The sequence below is a fragment of the Streptomyces sp. NPDC003077 genome, from assembly GCF_040611095.1.
GTDB lineage: Bacteria > Actinomycetota > Actinomycetes > Streptomycetales > Streptomycetaceae > Streptomyces.
The window spans coordinates 11,762-28,866 of record NZ_JBEXNM010000001.1 but is presented as its reverse complement, the minus strand read 5'-3'; the positions used below and the strand labels follow the sequence as shown (position 1 = coordinate 28,866).

General features: G+C 69.3%; 9 protein-coding genes and 2 tRNA genes. 8 read left to right on the top strand and 3 right to left on the bottom strand.

The window, feature by feature from the left end; translation table 11 throughout:
• Nucleotides 1–353 precede the first annotated feature (353 nt).
• Nucleotides 354–2,762, top strand: coding sequence for a Mu transposase C-terminal domain-containing protein (locus ABZX96_RS00095; protein ID WP_355535168.1), 2,409 nt, complete (start codon nucleotides 354–356; stop codon nucleotides 2,760–2,762).
• Nucleotides 2,763–3,046: 284 nt separating this feature from the next.
• Entirely contained in the window at nucleotides 3,047–3,652 is a 606-nt protein-coding gene (locus tag ABZX96_RS00090) for a hypothetical protein (RefSeq protein ID WP_355535165.1), read from the top strand.
• Nucleotides 3,653–3,874: 222 nt separating this feature from the next.
• On the opposite strand, the gene ABZX96_RS00085 is transcribed toward ABZX96_RS00090, so the two are convergent.
• Nucleotides 3,875–4,276 carry a helix-turn-helix transcriptional regulator gene (locus tag ABZX96_RS00085; protein WP_355535162.1) on the bottom strand — a complete coding sequence of 134 codons (402 nt, stop codon included), beginning with the start codon at nucleotides 4,274–4,276 and terminating at the stop codon, nucleotides 3,875–3,877.
• 503 nt (nucleotides 4,277–4,779) lie between these two features.
• Between ABZX96_RS00085 and ABZX96_RS00080 the strand changes: the two genes are divergently transcribed.
• The 6 genes from ABZX96_RS00080 to recQ all read left to right on the top strand — a co-directional run bounded on the left by ABZX96_RS00080 (nucleotide 4,780) and on the right by recQ (nucleotide 11,248).
• The gene (locus ABZX96_RS00080; RefSeq protein WP_355535159.1) at nucleotides 4,780–5,214 is read left to right on the top strand and encodes a hypothetical protein; all 435 of its coding nucleotides are present in this window, start codon (nucleotides 4,780–4,782) and stop codon (nucleotides 5,212–5,214) included.
• A 226-nt stretch (nucleotides 5,215–5,440) separates the two neighbouring features.
• Nucleotides 5,441–6,367 (top strand): hypothetical protein, encoded by a 927-nt coding sequence (locus tag ABZX96_RS00075; RefSeq protein ID WP_355535156.1) that lies wholly within the window; start codon nucleotides 5,441–5,443, stop codon nucleotides 6,365–6,367.
• On the top strand, nucleotides 6,364–7,884 hold the full coding sequence (locus tag ABZX96_RS00070; RefSeq protein ID WP_355535153.1) for a hypothetical protein: 1,521 nt from the start codon (nucleotides 6,364–6,366) through the stop codon (nucleotides 7,882–7,884). The genes ABZX96_RS00075 and ABZX96_RS00070 overlap by 4 nt, the downstream gene beginning before the upstream one ends.
• Before the next feature lie 245 nt (nucleotides 7,885–8,129).
• Nucleotides 8,130–8,202, top strand: a tRNA-Arg gene (locus tag ABZX96_RS00065).
• 458 nt (nucleotides 8,203–8,660) lie between these two features.
• A tRNA-Arg gene (locus ABZX96_RS00060) sits at nucleotides 8,661–8,733 on the top strand.
• Nucleotides 8,734–9,157: 424 nt separating this feature from the next.
• Nucleotides 9,158–11,248: a DNA helicase RecQ gene (gene recQ / locus ABZX96_RS00055; protein ID WP_355535150.1), complete on the top strand. Its 2,091-nt coding sequence runs from the start codon at nucleotides 9,158–9,160 to the stop codon at nucleotides 11,246–11,248.
• Nucleotides 11,249–11,599: 351 nt separating this feature from the next.
• On the opposite strand, the gene ABZX96_RS00050 is transcribed toward recQ, so the two are convergent.
• The gene (locus ABZX96_RS00050; RefSeq protein ID WP_355535147.1) at nucleotides 11,600–13,663 is read right to left on the bottom strand and encodes an MFS transporter; all 2,064 of its coding nucleotides are present in this window, start codon (nucleotides 13,661–13,663) and stop codon (nucleotides 11,600–11,602) included.
• A gap of 366 nt (nucleotides 13,664–14,029) precedes the next feature.
• Nucleotides 14,030–16,957 carry a serine hydrolase gene (locus ABZX96_RS00045; protein ID WP_355535144.1) on the bottom strand — a complete coding sequence of 976 codons (2,928 nt, stop codon included), beginning with the start codon at nucleotides 16,955–16,957 and terminating at the stop codon, nucleotides 14,030–14,032.
• Nucleotides 16,958–17,105 lie beyond the last annotated feature (148 nt).

Below are 17,105 nucleotides of genomic sequence, written 5' to 3'. Positions count from 1 at the left end.
CGATCAGGCGGTCGCCGACCGCTCGCGCTGCCAGAGAAAGCGTATGCCCACCTGGGGGAGCCCTCTCGATTGTGCCCGACGAGTCTCTGCCCTGCCTTCGGCATGTACCCCGTCGCCTCAACCTCACCTCAGGCATCGAATTCGCGAGCGCGCTGTGCATCCGTCTTGATCCAGCTCTCTCGGCAGTCTTTCGCCGTATTGCTTAATCCTCTTTAGTTTTATGGGCAAGGTTGGCACATGGCGGTGGGCCTGCCGTCACCGTACGACACGCATGAGGAAGGCCTATGGATGGGTCGTGGCCCCCGCGCCTGGGCCTGGGCGACCAGGTGCGGTTCGAGGGTCGAGCTTGGGTGGTGGCCGGTTTCGAACACGGTTTCGTCCAACTGACAGATCCGCTGGGCAACATGGTCAGTCCCAGGGTTGCGGAGCTCGTCCTGTCCACGGACTTCGAGGTTCTGACACGAGGCCCTCGTATTCCTTCGGTCCCAGTCCCGCCAGCGACCGAGGCAGTCTTCGCCCAAGCCCGTTGGTGGGAACGGCACATCACGGAAGTCATCAGCGGTCTGCCCCTCGGATCCGCCCCTGATGCCGTGCCCCGCGCTGAGTACGATCCCGCAGTCCGCTCGCTGAGCGAAAGGGAAGCAGCCAAGGCCGCCGAACTCACGGCAGCGGGGGTATCCGGTGTCTCCGCGCGCACCGTGCGGCGCCGTCGTCAGCGATACCAGGCGGAAGGGATCGACGGACTGGTCGACGGGCGAACTGTGCGCGAGCCGGCTCCGGGCGCACGCCAGGACCCACGTGTTCTGGAGATGCTGCTGACGCTCATGACGGACGACGCCCGGTGGGGGCATACCGCGTCGGCCGAGGAATACCGACGGTCCGTGGGTCGCATGCTGGACACGCAATACGGCACTGGCGCGGTACCGTTGCCCTCACGGTCTACGTTCCAGCGGCTGGTGAAAGCGGTGCGTGACCAGCACGGCGGTGCAGACGGGATCACCGTGGTCGACGAGAACGGAATCAGGCTCTCCCGGCCTGGCGAGCGCGTATACGTTGACACGTTCGAACTGGCACTCCCCACGCACCTCGCCCGCCGTTCTCTTCAATCAGTGCGGATGACGGTCGCGGTCGACGAACTCACGCGGATGATCTGCACCTTGATGGTGCACACGTCCCAAGAGGAGGCGGACGGACCGACCCTGCTGGCCCGTCTGTGCAGTCCACCTGCTCAGCGTGGAGCGCATCGGAGTGGTGATGAGCGCGTGGCCGTGCCGCTGATCCTGCCTGAGTCACTGGTCTTCGACAGGTTGCGGATGCGCCGGGGACACGAGTTCCTGGACGAGTGCCACGCCACAGGCATCCGGATCGAGAGGCGCCGCCCGGTGGACAAGGTAGCCGGAGAGCGCATCACCCGCAGACTCGTCACCCTCTTCAGCACGGAGCTGAAGACTCTCACAGGGGACCCCTCCCATGACGACGTCTCTCTCATCAGCTGGTTGCAGGATCGGGCCGAGCAGTGGGTGGAGTCGGTCTGGCAACACCAGCCCCAGTGGGGGCTGCAGGCGACAGGCGGCCGCCGCCGACATGCGACGCCCTCTTCGGCGTACGAGGCCTGTGTCGCCAGGCTCGGATGGGTGCATCTGCCACTGGGCAGGCACGCGGTGGAGCGCCTTCTGCCCAGCGTGACCCGTCACGTGACGGAGAGGGGTGTGCTCGTCAAAGGGCGCCGTTACTTCCACGCCAACCTCGCCTCCTTGCGGTCAACTGGCCGCGTTGAAGTCCGATTTGACCCGTACGACACGAATCAGGTGTGGGTGCGTACGAGTGCGGATGCCTGGTTGCAGGTGCCCCTGGCCACGAACGGCTTGGGGCCACCGCCCTCCATGCGGGCCTGGGGGAGCACCGGCATCACGCACCGTTCTCTGCGGTATGTCCCCGCTCGCGAGTCGTCGCTTGAGCTGGCCTCGGTCCAGAAGCGGCTGTCCTATCACGCTCAACTCCCTGTCCTTCGCACACCGTTTCTCCAGGAGGTGCTCCTGCTTGGCGCCCGGCTCGCCATGCTGAACCAGACTCCCGCAGGAGGCAGGCAGGGGCTGTTGATCACTGGGCCGCCCCGCAGCGGAAAGACCACTGCCCTGAAGGAACTGGGGCGGCACTTCGCTCAGACGGCCTTCACCGGTCTTCCGTCCGGCCCAGCCGCTTACCTGCGCCTTCACCCGGCCGACAGTGACCGGACGGCACTCCTCCGACTGGGGAAGCTCGTCGGCCTCCCTCCTTGCCCAAGCAGGACAAGCACAGCCGCCGTCTCTGAGGCGTTACAGGAAGCCCTGGTCTCATCGGAAACGGGGCTGGTTCTGGTGGACGACGCCCTCCCCGAAGTCCCAACATCCTCACGCGTCGTTGATGCGCTGCGTTTCCTGGCCGACCAGGTCCCGGCCCTCTTCATCTATGCCGCCTCGGGCACCGCAGAGAACCCGTTCGCGTCAGCGCACGAGGCAGGTCAGGGACGTCTGGCTCATGTGCAGGCAGCCCCTGTACCGTACGGTCCGGATTGGGGACACCTGGTCGATACCCTCGACAAGGCCCTCCGCCTGCGCCATCACCAGCCCGGCTCCCTGCTCCGGCTGGCGCCGGCGCTACACCATAGGACTGGCGGCTGGGCAGGAGCCCTGGCCCACCTCGTTCGCTCTGCCTCCATCGACGCGATCCTCTCCGGGCGTGAGGAGATCACTGAACGGGGCTTCGACTCCATCACCGTGTGAAAGGCAGGGCATCACTACGCCGCAGGACATGGCAGTCAGCGTCAGAGACCAGGTTTGATGAGCAACCCCGGATGCTGATGACGCTTAAGCCTTGCATTCGTGCACCATCGGGGATGTGGCCGTGTCCCTCTAGCTCTCTGTGTTCGGTGACGGGGAGAGGCGGCAGGTCTGTCTGGGCGCAATACCGATCGTGTGCCCGCCATCCCCGACCGGGTCTGATCGTGTCTGCCCTCCTCTGCCATATGGGCAGACGACCTGCCTTACCCACCTCTACTGTGGCTCCCATGAGTCAGCTCGAAGGCCACCTGCCCTCGGCGGACTGGGTGGCTCAGGACCTGGAGCAGATGCTCCGCGAGTGCGACGCGCTCATCGAGTCCCACGAAGAGCAACTGCGCCGGCTGCGCGAGTCGATCGCCGAGCTTGAGGTGGAGCTCGAGCTCGCCCGCGGCAATCGGGACGAGGCCAGCCGTGTTCTGGAAACCCTGCGTGCGGCCGTGCGGGAGGGCCAGCAGCTGCGTGCCACTCGAACCCAGTCGCCCAGTTCGCACCTGCGCGTTGTCCCCGACTCAAGGAAATCGCCCATGCCTCCCGCCGATTCCGAAACCGGTACGCCCGAGGCCACGCAGCTCCCTCCCGGAAATCGGGTCATCCTCGGGGGAGCGCGATCCGTGATCATCATGAAGGTGATCTCGACCGACGGCCGGCGGGAGTGGAGCGCTCGGGCAGTCACCGAGGCCCTCGGCGAACCCGCCGATGCCGTACGCCGAAACCGCTCCGTTCTGGACAATCTCTGCAAGCGCGGCGTGTTGGCCAAGAGCGAGAGGACCAACCGTGAGGGCAACGGCAAGAACGTCTTCTACCGGCTCGCGGCCCCCTGGCAGGCCGCTTGACCCCAAGGTGACGTGGCCTGAGAGTCCGAAACCGCAGCTACAACTTCACAGCAAATGACCGCCGCCGCGTCTGGCCTCTTGGTTGGTAGCCCTCTGGCCTGGACACGGCGGCGGTCAGCGCCCTCAGGTCGCCGTCCTCGACGCTACCCGCTTCCGGTAGCGCGCACCGGGCGTTCGGCCAACTCAACCGCGAAGGGTCGAACAGCCATGCCCGAATGCCCATTACGTTCTAGAGCGGCGTTCGTCGCTTTCCGCCGTGCCACCATCCCGCTGCCGGGTGATCCCCTCGGCCTGCGGCTGCACCTTGCGCCCACTCTCGTCCCTCGGCCACTCCAGGTGATTGGGCCAGAGCGGTTCCCCGAGAGCACCCTCCAAATTGGCCACGGTGAGCAGGTCGGGCCACACGGAGCCGGCCAGCACGTTGGAGATCACCTGCCGATTGACGTCACTCGCCTGGGCCAGCGCGTTGGCGCTGATCTTCTGGCGCTCCATGGCCTCCGCGAGTGCGCGGGCCACCGCCTGGGCCACCTGCGCCCCGAGATGGTGATCCATCACGGCGTACGGCCAAAGGCCGTCGACGACGTATTCGCACGGCTTCTGGGCACGTCGATTTCCTCCAGGCATGTGAACAGTGTGACGGAGCGGCCGACAAGGTGCGCCCCACCCTGGATGATGCTATTCAAGTGGCAAGAGCCTGTGAGTGTCAACACCCGCGTTCGTTGCGAGGAAGGAGTCAGGCGGTGACGCACACCCGCCGGAATGCCCCCGCGCCGCCGGGAAAGCCCCTTCCGACGGACCGGGTCCTCGCCCATGAGCATCTGGCGATCACCCGGGCGTCATGTGCAGCCAAAGGCCCCTTCACAGCACGCGATCTCGAGAGCGTCACCGGAGTCCCGGCCCGCCGCTGCGGGCTCGTCCTGGCCTTCGTGCGCGCTTACGGGCTCGTCGAGAGCGCGCCGGGACGGAGCGTCTATCGGCCTACCGAAGCAGGGAAAAGAGCGGCCGGAGCCTGGGAGACAGGCGAGGGGAAGGGCCTCCGGGCGCTGCGCGAGGCGTGGAAAACGTCCTGGTTCGCCCTGTGCGCGAGCAGACGCCTGGCCCAGGGCCCCGCGCTAAGGATCGGCCTCGTGAGCAAACTGATGACGCTCTCCAACGTCGCAGAGACAGGACGCCGCAAGGTGGAAATCCTCGTCGACCTCATGGTGGCCGTCGGCATGCTGCACCCCGAGGACGACGGTTACCTGCGCTGGAACGAGAACACCGCCATCCCGAAGCCGCACACCCAGCCCCGAACGGCAGCCGCCGACTCAGTAGCAGCCGGCACGTCTCTCGACCCCCCGGACGAGAACGCGAAGCCCGAGAGCCCCATTCCGCCACCACGCCCGCACGCCGACGCGCCGGCTCCCCACACCACGAACGAGGACCTGATCCGTCTGCTCAGCCCGCCGATCCTGCTCGCCGACCTGGCCCGCCTGTCCGCCGAGGACGTGGTCGCCCTGCACGGTCACCTCCACGGGCTGGCCACGATCCTCGCCAAGCTGAGGGGGCCGTCGATGACGTAGGCCGTCGCGCGAACAGCAGGTCCGGCAGCGCCGCATCCCCTGGCCGGGTGGCACTGCCGGACCCCCGCCTCAACCACTGGTACGCGCGGCACAGCCGCGCGCTCGAGGGGCTTCGGCATGCCCTCGCACAGGGCGAGGGGCAAGGCCCACGGTAGCGGGCGCGCGCCCCTTCGCCGCAACACTGCACCGCGCGCCTGTCCGCGCGGCCTGAAACGGGAAGGTGCCCGTGGCCAGGACGAAAATCAAGAACGCTCTCCTGTCCGTCGCCCGCGTCTGGCGGCAACGCGCCGCCGGCGGCGAACTCAGCCTCGAGACCGTCATCCTCTACACCCAGATCGTCGAACGTCTCCTACGCTTCGCCGAGGCGCAGGGCGTGACCTACCTGGACGACGTCTCCGCCCAGCTCGCCTCGTACTTCATCGATGCGCCAGGACATGACCGTCACCGGGGCATTATCCTCAACCCGGCCGGCGGCACCCGCCGCCAGCGCCGTTCAGCCCTTGAATCGCTCTTCGCAGAGGCACGGGCCCTCGGCCTGACCAAAGCGGCCCCGCTCGTCGACCTTCCGCCAATTCCCCGGAACCCCCGCAAGCGGGGAACCGAACTGACCGACCAGGACGTGCAGTTGCTCCGCTTCCACGCGGAACGCGGCATGCCGGCCACGCGCCACGCAGCCCTCCTGGCCCTGCTCCTGGCCGGACTGCACACCGCGGAGATCGCCGCCGCGACAACGGACGACCTTGACCTCACCGAAGCCGAGGTATGGACGAACGGCGCCACCCGAACCCGCGGCCGCAGCTGCCACCTCGACGAGTGGGGAGTACGGATGCTGTGGCTGCGCCGCACCCACCTCCTGCGCGACACGGAAGCAGGGCCGCCGCCACGCCTGGTCACTACGGCTTCATCGGCATACCGCTCGCAGGCCAGTGTCTGCTCCGGATTCGGCGACATCGCCCGCCGCAGCGGGCTCGCCACCCGTGAGCGCAGGGTCGAACCCAAGGACGTCACCCGCTACGTCGCCCGGGCCCTCCTCTACGAAACCGGCCAGCTATCCGAGGTCGCCCGCCGCCTGGGGCTGTCCTCCCTCGACGCCGCCGCCGCGCTCGCCGGCCACCGGTGGAATCCTGAGGACGAAGGCGGCGAGGTGGCGTGACCACGGCCAAGAAGCGCTCCCGCCGGACCAAGGGGAAGAGCACCAAGGGCGGGGACTGGCTGGTGGGCCCGATCCCCGACGACGTCTTCGGTTCCGCCTCAGACCCCGCGCCTCAGCCAGGCCCCCAAGCGCCCCCACTTGCGATCGACGAGCGGTTCGAGTACCTCCTGAGCAATCCCGACCTGTTCGAGGCGGTCCGGCAGACACTGCCCGCCCGGGAACCCGGCAGCGTCGGACGCCCGCCGGGATACCCGCCCTACATCTACTTCGTCTTCCTCTGCGCAATTTCCGTCTTCGGCTCGGCCCGAAGCACAGCACGACATCTCCAACGCGATCTCTGGTGGAATCCGGTACGCGAAGCCGTACGCAAGCACCGGGGGTCAGGAGAAGCAGATTCCCTCAAACCAACCGGTCCCAGCCTGAGCCAGTGGAACTACTTCTTCAAGAACCACCTCAAAAAACACATGGCTGCCGTGCGTGACGCAAGCCGGGAACTGTGGATCCGCCAAGCCCTCGACATGGGCATGATGGCGGAATCAGGGGCACGCGGAAGCTGGATCCGCCCCGAGCGCGACCAGGTCCTCCACGGCGACGCAACAGTTGCTAAACCGCCCTCCAAACACACCCGGCACGAAACCTTGGACAAGGAAACGGGAGAAATTCGACGCCACCGGGTAGACCCAGACGCCAGCAACACCACCGAGGGTGGAGGGAAGCCGGTTTACGGAAACAAGTTCCTCTCCCTAGCCGTTCGTGTAGCCCGCACTCCGCACAGTCGTGTCATCTTGGCCCTGGAATCCGTCCGCACCAAATCGAGAAAGCGCGACCCTGAGCGGGAAGACGAAGGCACCGCCGTGGTCCGTCTCGTCCGCCACCTCCTGAGCAAAGCGCCCGGAATCCGCGCATTCACATACGACACCGCCCTCCGTGGCGTCCATCGAGCCCCTCTGATCGCTGATGGAATTGTCGTTTTCACCCGCCAACATGGCGGGCTTAAACCTCATCCCCTACAGCGTTACGAAAAGAACTACAAAAACGGCAAGTGCGGCCACGATCTCTATGCCGCCGAGGGGCGGGTCTGCGAGCGCCACTTCACGGTGGACGGCGAGACATACTATGCACCCCTTTCCGTCGAAGAGCTGGAGCACCGAAAGCAGAATAGGAGCCGCTTCTACCACCGCCTCGTCATCCCCTGCTCGCGCGGTGATCACGAATTCCGCATCCGCGTGGACGAAACCAAAGAGGACCGCGAAATCGACCCGTCTACCAAAAAGCCGCGCTTCAACCGGGCCGAACATCTGAGGCAGATCCCGCCCGCCACACCAGCTGGTCGCCGACTTCTGGGATTCCGGCAGGACAGTGAGTCGAACCACTCCCGCTTCGACCAGGCCTACCCGCACGAACGAGTCCCCGCCTACGGCGCCAACGCCGGCCTCCTGATCTACATCGGCTACGCCTGGGTCAACAACTCCATCACCCGGGCCCTGGGCCAGAAGCCGCTCGGCCTCGCTGCCTGACCCCACCACCCCGAGGGCTGACGCCCGTACCGGAGCCGAGCCTCCCACACCGAGGCCATCCGCCCGATCTGACCTGCCACCCGCGGCCAAGATGACCAACCTTCCAGCCGTCGCAGCGCCAGCCGCTACACTGTGGGCGGTGGCAGAGCTGCAGGCCAGCCCTGCCACCGCAACACTGCTGGGAACGCGTCTGAGGCCCGCATCATTTGGGCACTAATTTCAGACACGTTTTCAGACAGATCCCCGCCTCCGTAGCTCAGGGGATAGAGCACCGCTCTCCTAAAGCGGGTGTCGCAGGTTCGAATCCTGCCGGGGGCACAGAGAAATGCCTGGCCAGAGGCCCTTCCGTCCAATGGGCGGAAGGGCCTTCGTGCGCGCTGCACGATCAAGGGGTGCCGACTCGCCGCGAAATGTGATGCTCGGCGTGGGGCTGGTGCCGGGTCTGCTGGACGGCGCGCTGTACTCACTGATGGTGGTGGTGGCCGTGACCACGACAGCGCTCGTCGGCCCGCGGCTGAACCGGGCCCTGCCGGCTGGGGGAAGCGGGAGGACGGAAGTGCGACCCGTTCCGGTGGGCTGCTGGGGGAAGGGGCCTGTGGCGCGGTCCCGGTTGAGGCTTTGAGGGGAGGGCCACGGGGGCGTCTTTGCTGTCGGGAGCCCGCATCCGCCCGGAGCTCGCGTTGCCGCCTCGCGGATCATCGAATCGAAATGATGCGCGGGTCATGTAAGCTTGCTGTCGCAACGCCGACCGACGAGAAGGACCGTCGGGAAGCCGAGCGCTCGTAGCTTAACGGATAGAGCATCTGACTACGGATCAGAAGGTTGCAGGTTCGAATCCTGCCGAGCGCACCGTATGTGAAGCCCCCGCCGAATTGTTCGGGTGGGGGCTTTGCTGTTTGCTGTCGGCGTTGTGCACCGGTATCCGGTGGGCCGTCGGTCCCCTGCCGCACGGAATGGGAATTCGGTCGGGTCGAGCCGCTCGGGGCGGTCGGCGCGTCGGAGGCCCGTGATCGGATCCCCGTGCCGTGATCGTGGATCACTAGCCGGGGGTCGTGTCACCCGGTTCGGTTCAGGCGCGTGGGCGCGCTCCGCTGCCGGGCGCCATCCCTGCCCGGGGTGGGCACGGATCGGAGCCCATGGCGCCGGGCGTGTGAGGCTCGCCACCGGGTTATCCACAGGCTCCGCGGCGGGGGTGGCGAAGCTCGTACGCTGCATGGGTGAGGACGACGGACGGGGACGTGGTGGCGGTATGGACGTGGGCGTGGGTGTGGACATGAGCGTGGAAGCGGACGTGAGCGTGGGCACGGACGTGCCGGTGGGCCCTGGCCCCGATGTGGGTCCGGTGGAGTCCGGTGCGGGTGGGGCCGTGAGGGCGGTCGGCGGGGACGGGGAAGCGCTGCCGGTGCTGCGGCGGGTCTTCGGTTACGACGCGTTCCGGGGGAGCCAGCAGGAGATCATCGAGCACGTCATCGGCGGCGGGGACGCGGTCGTGCTGATGCCGACCGGTGGCGGCAAGTCCCTGTGCTACCAGATTCCGGCGCTGGTCAGGCCCGGTGTCGGCGTGGTGATCTCGCCGTTGATCGCCCTGATGCAGGACCAGGTGGACGCCCTGCGGGCGCTGGGCGTGCGGGCCGGGTTCCTCAATTCCACGCAGGATTACGAAGAGCGGCGGCTGGTGGAGGCCGAATTCCTCGCCGGCGAGCTCGATCTGCTGTACCTGGCTCCGGAGCGGTTGCGGGTGGAGCAGACGCTGAGCCTGCTGGACCGCGGCAAGGTGTCGCTCTTCGCGATCGACGAAGCGCACTGCGTCGCCCAGTGGGGCCACGACTTCCGGCCGGATTACCTGGCGCTGTCAATGCTGCACGAACGGTGGCCCCAGGTGCCGCGGATCGCCCTGACCGCGACCGCCACCCACGCCACCCACCAGGAGATCACCTCCCGGTTGCGGATGGCGGACGCCCGCCACTTCGTGGCCAGCTTCGACCGGCCGAACATCCAGTACCGCATCGAGGCGAAGAGCGACCCGAAGAAGCAGTTGCTGGAACTGCTGCGCACCGAGCACGCCGGGGACGCCGGCATCGTGTACTGCCTCTCGCGCGCGTCCGTGGAGAAGACCGCGGAGTTCCTGGTCCGGAACGGCATCAACGCCCTGCCGTACCACGCCGGCCTCGACGCCCGCACGCGCGCAGAGCACCAGGCCCGGTTCCTGCGCGAGGACGGCCTGGTCATGGTCGCCACCATCGCGTTCGGCATGGGCATCGACAAGCCCGACGTGCGCTTCGTCGCCCACCTCGACCTGCCGAAATCGGTGGAGGGGTACTACCAGGAGACCGGGCGCGCGGGACGCGACGGGCTGCCGTCGACGGCCTGGCTGGCGTACGGGCTGCAGGACGTCGTGCAGCAGCGGAAGATGATCGACGGCTCGGAGGGCGACGACGCGCACCGCCGCCGCCTGTCGGCGCACCTGGACGCGATGCTCGCGCTGTGCGAGACGGTGGAGTGCCGCCGCGTCCGGCTGCTGGCCTACTTCGGCCAGGAAAGCGGCCCGTGCGGGAACTGCGACACCTGCTTGTCCCCGCCGCAGACCTGGGACGGCACCGTCGCGGCGCAGAAGCTGCTGTCGACGGTGGTGCGGCTGCACCGCGAGCGGAAGCAGAAGTTCGGGGCCGGGCAGATCATCGACATCCTGATGGGACGCAAGACCGCGAAGGTCATCCAGTTCGATCACGACCAGCTGAGCGTCTTCGGCATCGGGGCGGATCTGCGCGAGGCCGAGTGGCGCGGAGTCGTACGGCAGTTGCTCGCGCAGGGGCTGCTGGCCGTGGAGGGGGACTACGGCACGCTGGTGCTCACCGAGGCGAGTGGTGACGTGCTGCGCGGCGGGCGTCAGGTCCCGATGCGCCGCGAGCCCGAGAAGCCGGCCCGGGCCGCCGCCAAGGTGGCGAAGACACGTCGGGCGGCGGCGCCGGTGGACCTGCCCGCCGAGGCGATGCCGGTGTTCGAGGCGCTGCGGGCCTGGCGGGGCCGGACCGCCAAGGAACAGGGCGTTCCCGCTTATGTGATCTTCCACGACGCGACACTGCGGGAGATCGCGACGGCGCTCCCGTCGAACGTCACCGAACTCGGCGCTGTCGGCGGTGTCGGCGAGAGCAAGCTGGCGAAGTACGGGCAGCAGATCCTGGGGGTGCTGGAAGGGTTGGACGGTGGTTCCCTCAGCACCTCCGTCTCCGGGGCTTCCTCCGCCTCCGGTGGGGAATCTTCGGGGGCGCCGGAACAGGACGGGTTCCCGGAGGAACCGGCCGACTTCTTCGACGAGGACCCTTTCTGGGAGGGGGTGGACGGGCCTCCGGAGGAGGAGGGATAAGGCGGTCCCGAGGACGGCGAGGGCCGCCCCGCTCCGGTACGGGCCGCCTGGCGGACGGCGGGCCGCCTGATGGACGGCGGGCCGGCCCCATCAAGCCCGTCCGGCGATTGAGGACAACGCCCCCGGCGTTCACCGGTACCGAAGATCACCCGCCACCCGCCCACGAGCCCACGAGCCCGGACCCACGAGCCCGGACCCACGAGCCCGGAACCACGAGCCGGTCCTCATACGGGCAGAGCCAGCCAGGAGGCCGACCGCACCTGCGGTGTCCCCGTGACGAGGCCATGGTCACCGTCAACGCACGGGGCCATCGTCAACGCACGGGGCCATCGTCAACGCACGGGGCCACCGTCAGCGCACGGGCTCGGGGCACGCGGTACCCCGCGGAAAGCGGTACGGGGAGGCGAGCCGGTACGTACCGGGGCGCGGGGCGTGCAGCACGGTCCACTCGTCGACCGCATCCCGTCCCCCGGCGCCCGGGTATTCGCTCGGGCGGGACCCGGGCGACTCAGCCGGGCGCGCCCGGCCGCCGTCCCGCACCGACGCCCCGTCCCGCGCCGACGCCGGCCCCCCGCCCCCGGAGCCCGGCCTCGCGCCGCCCGTACCGCCGCCCCCCACCGGCGCCGCCTTCGTCAGGCAGCCGTGGCGGTTGATCGCGGGCTCGCCGTGCGGCCCCGGGTGCGGAGGTTCGACGCTGTGCCCCTTCGCGTCCATGAGGCCCAGCCAGGGCGAGTACGGAACGCGGATCAGGACGGGCCCGGGTTTCCGCACCGTGACGGTGATCTCGCCCGCGTCCGTGCGGTCGACGGTCGCGGGGGGTTCGGCCAGCGGCGCCGGATCCTCGACCCGGTACAGCCGCCAGTTCTCGTCCGACCAGATCTCCGTCAGGTACGGCTGGCGGGAGGCCACCACCGCCGCCTCGGCGCGGGCCGCCGGATCCGGTTCCTCCGCCGAGGGCAGCACCACGTAGCGCACCGCCCACCGGTTCAACCACGCGCGGTAGGTGTCCGGCGTGATCGACCCGTCGTAGAAGAGGGGGTTGCGCTCCACGTCCGCCTGCCGGTTCCAGCCGCGGGCGAGGTTGACGTACGGGGAGAGCGCGGACGACTCGCGGTGGCTACGGACGGGGACCACCTCGACGCGGCCCTGCCCGATGTCGCGCTGCCGACCCAGTTCGTGGACCAGCCGCGTCACGTCCTGGGCCCAGGCCGCAGCAGGGCGCATGTACACGATGTCCTCGCCGGCCTTGTAGCCCGACCAGATCGTCGCCGCCACCATGGCGAGCGCCGTCACCACCCAGCGCCCCGACCACCGCCGCGCCCGCGTCAGGGCGGCGAGCAGCACGACGCCGCCGAAGAACAGGCCGAGCCGCGTGACGTTGGTCCCCACCTGCGACGGGATCGCCCACGTCAGGAGCACCCCCGCCGCGTACACGAGGGCGCCGATCCGCACCGTGCGCCACTCCCGCGGCGACAGCGCGTACACCGCGACGCTGACGAGCACCGGCAGCACCCCGGAGACGATCCCCATCGGCTGCGTCCCCGAGAAGGGGAACAGCCAGGCGGACACCCCGACCACCACCGCCGGCGGCACGGCCAGCGCGAACGCGGCGGGCCGCCGTTTGGACAGCAGCAGCGCACCGGCCACGACCCACAGGAACAGCCCCGCCACCGGGCTCGCCGCCGTCGCCAGCGCGGCGCACACAGCCGCGGCGGCGGCTCTCGGAAGGCGGTGCGCGCGTCGCGCCGTACGGAACCGCGCGGGCCAGGTGAAGATCACCGCGACGGCGGCCAGCGCGAACATCTGACCCAGCCCGTAGGTGACCCGCCCGGATATCGCGTTGCAGGTCAGCACGGCCGCCCCGTACAGCGCCGGCACCAGGGGCCGCCGCACCACCCCACCGCGTACCAGGATCAGCGCGAGCAGCCCGGCCGAGACCGTACCGGCGAGCGCCATCGTCGTCCGCACGCCGAGGGCGACCATCACGTACGGCGCGATGACGCTGTAGGAGACGGGGTGCATCCCGCCGTACCAGGAGAGGTTGTAGGCGGAATCCGGGTGCCGCCCCACGAACTCCGCCCAGGCGTCCTGCGCAGCCAGATCACCACCGCTGTGGGAGAGGAAGAGGACCCAGAGGAGATGCAGGAGACCCGCCGCGAGCAGCGCGGCGGGAACCGGCCGGGTGACGGCCCAGGTGGCGGCACGCCTGATCGTCTGTAAGGGACGGACGGGACTCGCCGGGCCGGAACCGGACGCCTTGGCCTCCGACGCTTCCGAGGCCTCAGGCGCGTCCGATGCCCCAGTCGCGTCCGACGCGTCCGACGCGTTCGACACGCCGGACGGGCGGTGGCGGCGCCGGTCGTGACCCGGGACGCGTATGTGCCCGGCGGGTTCGTCGGGACGCGACGGATCCACGGTGGTCACTGTGCTTCTCCCCGTCCGCCCATGGCTGTCAGCCAACCGTGGGCCGACGCTAGCACGCGTGTGCGCTGCCGGGATCGGACGCGTATGCGGGATACGGGACGGCTCCGTGGCGCGGCCCGTCCGGGAGAAGACGCCCAGGCAACGGGACGGGCCGACCCCCGATCTCCTGATCAGGAACCGGCCCCGTTCTCGTCATTCCCCGCCGCCGACGCACCGCCGATCGCCGACGCACCACGAATCGCCGACGCACCACCGGTCTCCCAAACCGCCAACGCACCACCAGCCGTCAACGCGCTACCGGCCGTCAACGCACCACCGGCAACCGGCGCGCCACCAGGGCGCGCCGACGCCGACGGTTCAGCCCAGCCGCTTCAGCTTCGCGCCGAACGACGGCTCGGCCAGGTCCTTCTGGAGCGCCACCGGCACCTTGACCGCGGCGTCCCCGGTGCCGACCGTCAGCACGCCGACCTCGGTGCCGGCCTTCGCCGTGTGCGGCACGGCCTTCCCGCCGTCGGCCATCCGCATCGTCGCCTTCATGCCGGACCAGCCGACCGCCCGCACGTCCTTGGTGGCGACCACGGGCGTGTGCCCCCCGAGCCCGTCGTCCACATAGCCGACGACCTGGCCCTTCTTGAGGACGGTGTCCGAGACGAGCTCGTCACGGATGGCCTTGATGACCGGTTCGGTGTTCTCCAGCGCGAGCTTCAGGTGGGCGTTGGGGTCCGTGCTGTCGGCGCGCTGGTCCATGGTGACGCCCAGGATGAGCTGGTCCTTGTCGCCCACGGTCCGGTAGGACGCCCACATCAGCGCGCCGCCCGCGGGGCTGCTCGAACCGGTCTTGATGCCCCGGACCGTCAGCGACGGCTTCGTGAGCAGGTCATTGTTGTTGTAGATCTTCTCCGGAAGGCCCGGGATCTCCTGGTTCGGCAGCGCGACGACCTTGCGGAAGGCCCCGTTCTTCATGACCTCCTCGGCCAGCTTGAGCTGGTCGACCGCGGTGCTCTTCGTCCCCGCGTCCAGACCGCTGGGGTCCGTGTACGTCGTGTTCGTCATGCCCAGGTCCTTGGCCGCGGCGTTCATCTTCTTGACGAACTCGGCCTCGGACTTGGCGTCCCACCGGGCCAGCAGCCGTGCCGCATTGTTCCCGGAGGGAATCATCAGCATCTGGAGCATCTGCTGCTGCGTGAAGGTCTGCCCCTCCTTCAGGGGCACCCGCGACTCGTCCTTCTTCTGGGCGTCCGCCTCCGCCTGGGCGTCGACGGTGATCGTCGCGCCCTTCTCGCCGACCTTGAGGGGGTGGTCCTTGAGGATCACATACGCGGTCATCACCTTGGCGACGCTGGCGGTCGGCACCGGCTTCTGCGGGCCGTACGTGCCCAGGCTGCCCACGCCCACGACCTTCGCCGCGGACTGACCCTGGTCGGGGAAGGGCGGCGTGAAGCTGCTGCCCTTGAAGGTGTACGCGGCCGAGTCACCGAGTGCCAGCTTCGGAGCGGGCACCGGACGGACCGCCTGGACGACGACGAAGATGACGCCGAGCAGCACCACCAGCGGGGTCCAGATCTTGAACCGGCGCACGATGGTGCGCATCGGGGTCTCCGGCGGCGGCGGAGTGTTGGTGAGCTGCGCCAGCAGGTCCAGCGGAGGCAACGGTTGCTGTTGCGTACGCTCGGCGTCGGGCTGAGCGGACGGGCCGGTGGCAGCCGGTTGCGCGTCGGGCAGCGCCCCCGGCGCCCGCTCGGCGCTCCCCTGCCTGCTCTTGGTGCTGTCCTTGGTGACGTCCTTGGCGCTGTCCTTCGCTCCGTCCTTGGCCTTGGCCTTGGCCTTCCCGTCGGCTTTGCCCTTCGCTCCCGGCTTGCCGGCCGCCGTGTCGCCCGGCTTGCCGGTCACGGGCTTCGGAGGCTTGATCGGCGGGGCGTCGGCGGACTTCAACGCGACGAACCGGCTGGTCCGCTCGGAGTCCGACTCGACCTCCCGGGACTTGTCCCCGGGTGTGCCGGTCGCCTTGCCGGTGCCGCCACCAGCCGTCTTGTCCGCGGTGGCACCGGCCGACTTGCCGGACGCGTCGCTGGTGGCCTTGCCGGACGAGTTCCCAGCCGTCTCGTCCGCCGACGCGGGCTTGTCGTCGGATACGGGCTTGCTGCCGGACGCGGACTCGCCGGCCGCAGCGGCCTTCTTGGAGGAAGCAGCGCCCTTGGAAGCGGGCTCGGCGTCCTTCTTCGGCTGTCCGGCCGCCTTCGGCGCGTCCCCCTTCGAAGCGCCTCCCTTCGGAGCAATGTCCTTGGAGGCGCCCGCCTTCGGCTCCGAGCCTCGTCCCTCCCCGGCCTCCGACTCCGTGGACGCGGACGCGGCGGTGCCAGACGCAGCGGATTTCGGCTTGGCAATGGCAAACGCCCGGGTGGCGTCATCGACCGGCGCCCGCCCGTCACGCGCGGCGGCCGGAGCCGCGAACACCGCGGTCGGCTGGTCCACGGCCTTCGGCTTGGCCTTCCCCGCCTTGTCGCCCTTCGGCTCCCCGGTCGCGGGGGCCTCGTCGGAGGTCGCGGCGCTGCCGGCCTGGTCCCCGGACTTGTCCTCGTCCCTGCCCCTGCCCTCGTCCCCGGACTTGCCCTCGTCCGCGGTCTTCCCCGGAGCGTACCCGCCCCTGGCCTCGTCCGCCTTGGTCCCGCCCGTGACAGCCGTACGCCCCTTCTCACCAGCGGTGACGGGCTCTCCGGACGCCTCGGACTCGCCGGACGCCGGCTTCGGCACCGAAGCCCTCTTCGTCCCGGAGTCCGAGCCCGCTGCGGCCTTCCGCGACGCACTCCCGGCGGACGCCGACCCGGAAGCGACGTGCTCCCCGTCCTTCTTGCCCGCGCCCACGGCCTTGTCCCCTATATCCGCCTTACCAGGCTTGGCGGACTCGCTCCCCTTGTCCTTCTCGCCCGCCTGATCCGCCATCTCCGGCCCGCCCACGGCATCCGCCGTCGCGGGCTTCCCCGCAAGCTCCCGGCCCGACGCGCTCACCGGCGCGCTCATCGGCGCGGAAACGGACGTGGCACCGGCCCCGGACGACGCCTTGGCCCCGGGTGCCGACGCGGACGCCGACGCGCCTGACGACGCCGTGGCGCCCGACGACGACACGGACGCCGGCACGGACGACGCCGTCGCCTTCTCCGGCTCCCGCGCCTTCTCCGGCTTCCGCGACCCGTCGCGCAAGACCGTGAGCCGCGGATCGCGTGTGTTCTCCGCCGTCTCCCCCGACGACTGCTTCTGCTCCGACTTGTCGGGGGACTCGCCCGCCACCGGTGTCTCCTTCGTACGTCGCGGCATCCGTCGTGCTGCCGCCTTGCTCAGTGCTTCCAAGTGTCCTGTGTTCCCGGGGCGCGCCCGCACCGCCACGCGTGACGCGACCCGCCTCCGTCCCACAGAGGGCGCCGCTCACGTGCTAGAC

Coding starts and splice junctions, on each gene's coding strand:
- ABZX96_RS00090 (WP_355535165.1), top strand. CDS start 3,047: ATGAGTCAGCTCGAAGGCCACCTGCCCTCGGCGGACTGGGTGGCTCAG.
- ABZX96_RS00085 (WP_355535162.1), bottom strand. CDS start 4,276: ATGCCTGGAGGAAATCGACGTGCCCAGAAGCCGTGCGAATACGTCGTC.
- recQ (WP_355535150.1), top strand. CDS start 9,158: ATGAGCGTGGAAGCGGACGTGAGCGTGGGCACGGACGTGCCGGTGGGC.